This is a genomic window from Rhodoferax sp., assembly GCF_030646845.1.
In the GTDB taxonomy this organism is placed as follows: domain Bacteria; phylum Pseudomonadota; class Gammaproteobacteria; order Burkholderiales; family Burkholderiaceae_C; genus Rhodoferax.
In genome coordinates this window covers 1-8023 of sequence record NZ_JAUSLE010000064.1, presented here as the reverse complement: position 1 = coordinate 8023, position 8023 = coordinate 1, and the positions used below count along the sequence as shown (strand labels likewise).

Genomic DNA, 8023 nt, shown 5'->3' with positions numbered 1-8023 from the left:
TACACCATCCAAAAGCTCTTGGGCCACACCCACATTGCTACCACCGGACGCTACTTGCATCTCATCAGTCCACAGTTTCGGCCACCCAAAGACATCGACCCATTGGACCTGCTGGCAGGTTTGTATCCCGTCATAGATCCACGCGGGTAGTCCTGCGCTAGAGGCCCTGCGCAAAGAGACAGCACGCACCCGGGAGTTTCTGGCAAGCAGCAGCAAACGCCAGAACCGCAAAGGCCAGGAACTTAAAGTCAACGTCACCGACCCTGATAGCGCCAAGATGGCCACCAGCAAAGGCGTCATCCAGGGCTATGCGGCACAGGCTGCGGTGGACAGCAGCCACCAGTCATTGTGGCGGCCGACGTCATTGGTTCAGGTTCTGAGCAGGCCATGCTCTTGCCCATGATTGCGCAAAGCCAACCCTACCGGGAAGACCACACCCTCATCACAGCGGACGCGGGCTACCACAGCGATGCCAACATCCAGCATCTCAAAGACCACAACATCCCCGCGCTGATTGCCGACAACCAGATGCGCAGCCGCGACGAGCGCTTTGCGGAGCAAGCCAAATACAAAGACAAACCCGACCCGCTGTCCGGGAAGACAGCGACAGGGCAGCCCAAAGAAGTCAAGCGCTTTGGCCCCAAGGACTTTGAGTTCAACGACGACAACACCGCCACCTGTCCTGCAAGTAAGTTGATGACCAGTTCGGGCAGCATCTACACCAGTGCCAGGGGCTTGCACTACCAGACGTACACAGCCAAAGCGGTGGACTGCGATGCATGCGAACTCAGCCGCCAGTGCCTCAAAGGTCCGCTCAAACCCAATGATGGGCGGGGCCGTCAGGTCACCCGCTTTGAACCTAAGCCCAAAGACCCAGCCAACCCCAGCGAACGCATGCGCCAGGCAATCGATTCCTCCAGGGGCAGGCAGCTCTACAGCCAGCGCATTGGCACGGTGGAGCCGATGTTTGGCAACATCCGGCACAACAAGCGCTTGACCCGCTTGAACCACAGAAGTCGCACCAAGGTCAACACGCAGTGGAACCTGTACGGCATGGTGCACAACATCGAGAAGTTAGCAAAGACGGACCTGGGGCAGAGGATGGCCCGATAGGGAGGCTGTAAAGGGCCTTGAACCGCAATCGGACGCGCAGCGGACTGAATTGCGGCACACTGTGGGCATGAACGCCCAAATTCCGACAATCGTTCCGCGCAAGGTGCAACGCCACAGCTGCGCGCGTGGGAATCGGTTTTTTTTACAACCTCGTTAGCGGCTTGAAACCAGACAGGAGGCGACCGATGAGTATCTTCAGAATTCTCAGTTTGGATGGGGGTGGAGTGAGAGGTGCCTACACAGCTTCTGCCCTTGCGGCACTTGAATCTAAGGTTGGGGCTCCCCTCGTGGATCATTTCGATCTCATCGTGGGGACTTCCACAGGTGGGATTATCGCGATCGGGCTCGGGCTAGGTGTCGCTCCAGCCAGACTTGTCGAGTTCTACAAGCAAAGGGGAGAGGATATCTTTCCACGCACTGGTTGGCTCACAAGCTTTGTTCAGACGGCCAAACAGCTATTTGTCGGAACGAAACACGACCAGGAACAACTTCTCAATGCGCTCAAGTCGGAATTGAGCGACGAGCCATTCGGTCATTCAAAATGCCCCTTAGTAATCGTCTCTTACAACGCCAGCCGGGATGGACCTCACCTGTTTAAGACAACTCGTCCAGATCACCAACGCTTTAAAGCCTATATGGTCGCTTTGGCCACCTCGGCGGCACCAACTTACTTTTCCGCCGTTCCGCTTCCACTGGGCAAAGATGGCGAGGAGCAAGTCTTTATGGATGGCGGTATCTGGGCAAACTGCCCGGCCTTGGTTGGCGTAGCTGAAGCTGTCAGGTCATACGGCAAACGCTTGGAAGATTTGAAGCTCTTGAGCGTTGGTACCACCTACAAGCCGTTCACGATCGGCCAAGCGCAGACGCAGGGGAGTATTGTCCTTGACTGGGATTTTGGCAGGGATCTAGCGGCATTGGTTGGCAGTGCACAACAGGCTGGCACATGGGGCACAACGCAGTTCCTGTTGGGCGAGGATCACTGCATCCGCGTTACAAGCACGACGGGCGACCAAATCCCTCTTGACGATTCCTCTCGCATTGACGACTTAATCGCTTTGGGTGCGCGCGATGCGTTGGAACGCTTCGACAGCGTTGAAAGAATGTTTTTCGCGCCAGGTCGTGTGCGCAGCTAACAACAACTTAGAGGAGACTGCTCACAAGCGCTGCGCTGCGCGCCCTTGTTCGCAGCCCCTCAAGTTGAACGTTTGAATGACAGGTATCCGGAAATCTGAAGGTCGGCTTCCAGCCTTAAGCGGGTTGCTCATCCAGTCCCTTCCACCGCCATAGAGCCGCGCACTGGTTTGCGATCTGCAGTCATGTCCAGCCCGCCGCGCAGGGGCTGCCGCCCCAATCAGCTGGCGCGCAGTTTCGTGGGCGGGCGTTTCGTCCTGCCGGCCAGCGCCATGTGCCAGGCCTGTTTGGCAAACACCCACAGGCCCGACTCGTTGGGCTTGGGTGCTTCCCCACGGCCAATGCGTTTGAGCTGCCCGGTGTACCAGCTGATCTCCAGCAGGCCCAGCTTGTCGATGGCCTTGATGCCGGTGGTGATGGGCTTGATCTGGTGCACAGGTTTCTTGCCTGCCAGCAGCCGCTTGGGCGCGTCCGGCTCAATGGCCAGCATGCGCGCCAGGCCCACCATGTCCACAGCACCCGATTGAATCGCCTCGGCCATGCCCCGGGCGGTGCGAAAACCGCCGGTGACTACCAGCGGGGTCTTCACGGCCGCTCTGGCCTTTTCGGCGAACTCCAGAAAGTAGGCCTCGCGCTGGCGGGTGCTTTCCTTGACCGGTTCCTTGTTGATCTTCACGCCCGTCATGGCCGGTGCTTCATAGGTGCCGCCGGAGATTTCGATCAGGTCGATGCTGGCGTCGGCCAGTGCGCGAATGGTGTCCAGGGACTCTTCTTCAGTAAAGCCACCGCGCTGGAAGTCGGCTGAGTTGAGCTTGATGCCTATGGGGAAGTCCGGGCCGACGGCCTTGCGCATGGCGCGATAGACCTCCAGCACAAAGCGGCGGCGCTTGGCCGGGGTGCCGCCCCAGTCGTCAGTGCGGCAGTTGTGGTGGGGCGACAAGAACTGGCTGACCAGGTAGCCGTGGGCGCCGTGGATTTGCACACCCGAGAAGCCCGCTTGCTGCACGATGCCGGCAGCCTTGCCATAGCGCTGGATCAGCGCGCGCACCTCGGCCGGCTTCAACTCGCGGGGCGTGGCAAAGAAGGCTTTCATGTCGGCGCGAAACGGCACTGCAGATGGCGCGACGGTTTCCTTGTTGAGCCCTTTGGGGGCCTGTTTGCCGGGGTGGTTGAGTTCCACCCAGCATTGCGTGCCGTGGCTGGTGGCCGCCTTGGCCCAGGCCTGCAGTGCCGCCATGTGGCGATCGTCTTCAATCACCACGTTGCCCGGCTCGCCCAGCGCACCGCGGTCAATCATCACATTGCCGGTAATGCACAAGCCAATGCCACCATCGGCCCAGGCCTGGTACAGGCGTGTGTGCTCGGGCGTGGGGGCGCCGTCGCGGTCGCCCAGCGCCTCCGACATGGCCGACTTGAGCAGACGGTTCTTGATCACCGTGCCATGGGGCAGGGTGAGCGGCTGGTTCAGTACGGCTTGGGGTGTCATCGATGTACCTTGAAAGATCAAACTGGGCTCAGAAAGTCTGCGCCCACCATAGCCGCAGTCGCATGCCGATTTCGCTGGTGTAACCCACCTCGGCGAAGCGGATCTGGTCGTGCGAGTCGACCACCACCAAAGCCGGGACCGAGGCCAGGCCGAAGCGTTTGGCAATCTGTCCATCGACGTCGATGGCGGTGTGCCAGTCAAGCTGGCGCCGCGTCAGCACGCCCTGCACGCGCGCCGCATCGCCCGACTGCATCGCCACGCTGAGCACTGGCCAGTCGCGGCTGATGCGGCTGACGCTGTTTTCTTCGGTGCGGCAGATGGGGCACCAGTCGGCCCAGAAATGCAGGGCCACGGCCTGGCCGGGATGGGACGCGCGCCAGCTGGCAAAGTCAATGGTGCCGCTGCCGGCCTGGGGGCCAGCGGCAGGCGCACTGAAAGTCGGGGCGACCCCGCTGGGCACGCTGCGGGTTTGCCAGGCGTGAATGCCGGCATACAGCAGCAGGAACATCAGCAGTGTGCCAAGGTGCGATTTCCAGTTTTGGCGCAGTTGCGCCAGCCAGCGGCCGGGCCAGCGGCGAAGTTTATCGACGTTCATGACAGGACATGCTGCGGTTCATTTGAGCACGTCCAGCAGCCGGTCCAACCCGCCGCTGTTGATGGCCACCATCGCCTGCGCGCGCACTTTGGGCTTGGCGTGGTAGGCCACGGACAGGCCGGCTTCGCCCATCATGGGCAGGTCATTGGCACCGTCGCCCGTGGCGATGGCCTGCTTCGGGCTGATGCCCAACTGTTTGCAAGTTTCCAGCAGCATCTTGCGCTTTTCTTCGCCGTCGCAGATGTCGCCCCAGGGCTGGTCCACCATGCGACCGGTGAGCACGCCGTCCTGTACCTCCAGCACGTTGGAGCGGGCGAAGTCGATGCCCAGGCGGTCGCGCACGCGATCGGCAAAAAACGTGAAGCCGCCCGAGACCAGCAGCACTTTCATGCCGGCCTTCTTGCAGGCTGCTATGAGGTCTGCCGCACCGGGGTTGAGCTGCAGGCGCTCCCTGTAAACCGCTTCCATGCTGTCCACGCTCACGCCCTTGAGCAGGGCCACGCGCTGGCGCAGGCTCTCCTTGAAGTCGGCAATCTCGCCACGCATGGAGGCTTCGGTGATGGCCGCGACTTCCGCCTTGCGCCCGACCGCATCGGCGATTTCATCCACGCACTCGATGTTGATGAGCGTGGAGTCCATGTCGAAGGCGATCAGTTTGAAGTCGCGCAGATTCAGCGGGGGCGTGACGCCCTGGATGACGAGGCCGGGGGATATTTCAGTAGCTTGCATGGAAAGATGATTTACTATGAGTTTGATAGCTGCTTACGCAATCAGGACGTGGGCTAGAGGCCTATTTCTTATAAATTTCATTGGCTCAACCAGTTCTCAACCCGCAGGCCGGGCACGCGGGTGAATTCTGCGTCTGCGGTGACCAAGGTGGCGCCAAGTGACATTGCATGGGCGGCGATGAGCGTGTCGTTGGCCCCGATGGGGGTACCGGCTTGTTCCAGGTGGGATCGCAGTTTGGCGTAATGTGGACCCACGGCTTCATCCAGAGGGAGCACCACCAGGCTTTGCATTTGGATGTCAAACGCGGCCTGCAGGCGCGGGGACCCGTGTCTCGCCAGGCCAAAGAGAAGTTCGTATTGCACAACCACGCTAGTGACCAGTGTGCAGTCGGGCGTACGCCGTCCCCATTCGAGCACACGCGCAGTATCAGTGCCGGAGCGGTCTTTCATCAGGGCGCTGATGATGTTGGTGTCCAGCAGGAAGGTGATGCCTGTTGTCATGGCGCATCGTCACCAAAATCAATGTCATCCAGAGGAAGCAGTCCTTCGTCGCCAATGTCTGGAAATTCATCCTCACAGGGGCCTAGTTTGGCAATTTCGTCCAAGGCAAAAGCCAGCGCGGCCACCGTGCCTTTCTTGGGTTTGTCTGGCACCAGCTCCAAAATAAGCCGGTTGCCCTCGCGGTGCATCAATGCCTGGGTGCCGGGCAGCTCAAACTCTTTGGGGATGCGGACTGCCTGATTGGCGCCATTCCTGAAGAGCTTTACGGCTCTAGCCCTTGTATCTTCTACGTAAGGCGCTATCTTTTCGGAAGCATTTTGAGGGGCGGTAGTCATCTTGTACCTCCGGGTTCGTAAGTGCTGCAAGCTTAGCATATGCCTAGGCATATGCTAAAGTATTGATCAGGCAGCGGCTGCTTCCGTCGTTTGCGCTGGCGGGGTGATCGGCTGCCCCAGATTGCGCAGCACATCGCGCACCATCTGCGCCCGGTCTTTGACTTCGGGCAGGGCGCGCTCGATGCGCAACTTCTCGTTGCCCGCCAATTTGATGTGCTTGTTTTTCTGGATCATCTCGATGATCTTCATGGGCTCAATCGGCGGGTTTTTCTTGAAGGTGATGGTGATCACGCCCGGTGCCGCATCGACCTTCACCACACCGTAGGGCTTGGCGATCACGCGCAGGCGGTGCACGTCGATCAGCGTCTGCGCCTGGGCGGGCAGTTTGCCGAAGCGGTCCACGATTTCCTCCAGCAGCGCATCGATCTGGTCGGTGTTCTTGGCCGTGGCCAGTTTCTTGTAAAAACTCAGACGCAAATGCACGTCGCCGCAGTAATCGTCGGGCAGCAGGGCGGGGGCGTGCAGGTTGATGTCGGTGGTGACGTTGAGCGGGCTGAGCAGATCGGGCTCAATGCCGGCCTTCAGGCAGCGCACCGCTTCCGACAGCATCTCGTTGTAGAGCTGAAAGCCGACTTCGAGCATGTTGCCGCTCTGGTTCTCGCCCAGTACCTCGCCGGCACCGCGAATTTCCAGGTCATGCATCGCCAGATAAAAACCACTGCCCAGTTCTTCCATCTGCTGGATGGCGTCAAGACGTTGCTGGGCCTGTTTGGTCAGGCCTTCCAGGTCGGGCACCATCAGGTAGGCATAGGCCTGGTGGTGGCTGCGGCCCACGCGGCCGCGCAACTGGTGCAGCTGCGCCAGGCCAAACTTGTCGGCCCGGCTCATGACAATGGTGTTGGCGGTCGGCACGTCAATGCCGGTCTCGATGATGGTGGAGCACAGCAGCAGGTTGTAGCGCTGGGCCACAAAGTCCTTCATCACGCGTTCCAGTTCGCGCTCGGGCATCTGGCCGTGGGCCACGGCTATGCGGGCTTCAGGCAGCAGTTCTTCGAGCTTTTGGCGCCGGTTTTCAATGGTTTCGACTTCGTTGTGCAAAAAGTACACCTGGCCGCCGCGCTTCAATTCGCGCAGCACGGCTTCGCGGATCACGCCGTTGCTTTCGCTGCGCACAAAGGTCTTGATGGCGAGGCGCCTTTGTGGTGCGGTGGCAATCACGCTTAAATCCCTCAAACCTTCCAGCGCCATGCCCAGCGTGCGCGGAATCGGCGTGGCCGTCAGCGTGAGCACGTCGACTTCGGCGCGCATGGCTTTCATGGCCTCTTTGTGGCGCACGCCAAAGCGGTGCTCCTCGTCGATGATGAGCAGGCCCAGGCGGTCGAAATGCACGTCCTTGCTCAGCAGCTTGTGGGTGCCGACCACGATGTCGACCGTGCCGTCGGCCAGGCCCTTGATGGCGGCGGTGATTTCCTTGCCCGAGCGGAAGCGACTCATTTCGGCCACCTTGACTGGCCATTTGGCAAAGCGGTCCACCAGCGTCTGGTAATGTTGCTCGGCCAGCAGCGTGGTGGGCGCCAGCAGGGCGACCTGCTTGCCGCCGGTGATGGCGATGAAGGCGGCGCGCAGGGCGACCTCTGTTTTGCCAAAGCCTACGTCGCCGCAGACCAGCCGGTCCATGGGGCGCGGGCTGATCATGTCCTGGATCACAGCATGAATGGCGGCCAGCTGGTCGGCGGTTTCGTCAAAGCCGAAGTCGTTGGCAAAGGTTTCATAGTCGCCCGGCGAATAGCGGAAGGCGTGGCCTTCGCGCAGGGCGCGCCTGGCGTAGATGTTGAGCAGCTCGGCGGCAGAGTCGCGGATTTGCTCGGCGGCCTTGCGCTTGGCTTTCTCCCACCGGCCGCTGCCCAGGCGGTGCAGCGGCGCTTCCTCGGCGCTCACGCCGGTGTAGCGGCTGATTAAATGCAACTGGCTGACCGGCACGTAGAGCGTGGCCTTGTCGGCGTATTCGAGGTGCAAAAATTCCTGCAACAGCGGCGTGCCGTCGGCATTTTTTTCGCCCAGGTCCAGGTTGACCAGGCCCCGGTAGCGGCCAATGCCATGGGCGCTGTGCACCACCGGGTCGCCCACGTTGAGC

8 protein-coding genes are annotated in these 8023 nt (G+C 60.7%); 2 read left to right on the top strand and 6 right to left on the bottom strand.

The genetic code is table 11. The features are described 5' to 3' along the window. Nucleotides 1-348: 348 nt before the first annotated feature. Together Q7T10_RS16045 and Q7T10_RS16040 are read left to right on the top strand one after the other, a co-directional pair. Nucleotides 349-1113 carry a transposase gene (locus Q7T10_RS16045; protein WP_304750269.1) on the top strand — a complete coding sequence of 255 codons (765 nt, stop codon included), beginning with the start codon at nt 349-351 and terminating at the stop codon, nt 1111-1113. A 185-nt stretch (nt 1114-1298) separates the two neighbouring features. Next, on the top strand, nt 1299-2246 hold the full coding sequence (locus Q7T10_RS16040) for a CBASS cGAMP-activated phospholipase (protein WP_304750267.1): 948 nt from the start codon (nt 1299-1301) through the stop codon (nt 2244-2246). Between the two features lie 218 nt (nt 2247-2464). On the opposite strand, the gene Q7T10_RS16035 is transcribed toward Q7T10_RS16040, so the two are convergent. The 6 genes from Q7T10_RS16035 to mfd form a co-directional block, all read right to left on the bottom strand. After that, entirely contained in the window at nt 2465-3730 is a 1266-nt protein-coding gene (locus tag Q7T10_RS16035; RefSeq protein WP_304750266.1) for an NADH:flavin oxidoreductase/NADH oxidase family protein, read from the bottom strand. 28 nt (nt 3731-3758) lie between these two features. Further along, nucleotides 3759-4325, bottom strand: a complete 567-nt coding sequence (locus Q7T10_RS16030) for a redoxin family protein (RefSeq protein ID WP_304750264.1) — start codon at nt 4323-4325, stop codon at nt 3759-3761. Nucleotides 4326-4343: 18 nt separating this feature from the next. Further along, nucleotides 4344-5054 carry a phosphoserine phosphatase SerB gene (gene serB / locus Q7T10_RS16025; RefSeq protein WP_304750262.1) on the bottom strand — a complete coding sequence of 237 codons (711 nt, stop codon included), beginning with the start codon at nt 5052-5054 and terminating at the stop codon, nt 4344-4346. A 77-nt stretch (nt 5055-5131) separates the two neighbouring features. Continuing rightward, nucleotides 5132-5554, bottom strand: coding sequence for a type II toxin-antitoxin system VapC family toxin (locus Q7T10_RS16020; protein WP_304750260.1), 423 nt, complete (start codon nt 5552-5554; stop codon nt 5132-5134). Beyond that, entirely contained in the window at nt 5551-5889 is a 339-nt protein-coding gene (locus Q7T10_RS16015) for an antitoxin (RefSeq protein ID WP_304750259.1), read from the bottom strand. Before Q7T10_RS16015 ends, Q7T10_RS16020 begins: the two co-directional genes overlap by 4 nt. A gap of 66 nt (nt 5890-5955) precedes the next feature. Then, nucleotides 5956-8023 (bottom strand): transcription-repair coupling factor (gene mfd, locus Q7T10_RS16010; RefSeq protein WP_304750257.1); only part of this gene is annotated, 2068 nt, incomplete at its 5' end.

Coding starts and splice junctions, on each gene's coding strand:
- Q7T10_RS16040 (WP_304750267.1), top strand. CDS start 1,299: ATGAGTATCTTCAGAATTCTCAGTTTGGATGGGGGTGGAGTGAGAGGT.
- Q7T10_RS16035 (WP_304750266.1), bottom strand. CDS start 3,730: ATGACACCCCAAGCCGTACTGAACCAGCCGCTCACCCTGCCCCATGGC.
- Q7T10_RS16030 (WP_304750264.1), bottom strand. CDS start 4,325: ATGAACGTCGATAAACTTCGCCGCTGGCCCGGCCGCTGGCTGGCGCAA.
- serB (WP_304750262.1), bottom strand. CDS start 5,054: ATGCAAGCTACTGAAATATCCCCCGGCCTCGTCATCCAGGGCGTCACG.
- Q7T10_RS16020 (WP_304750260.1), bottom strand. CDS start 5,554: ATGACAACAGGCATCACCTTCCTGCTGGACACCAACATCATCAGCGCC.
- Q7T10_RS16015 (WP_304750259.1), bottom strand. CDS start 5,889: ATGACTACCGCCCCTCAAAATGCTTCCGAAAAGATAGCGCCTTACGTA.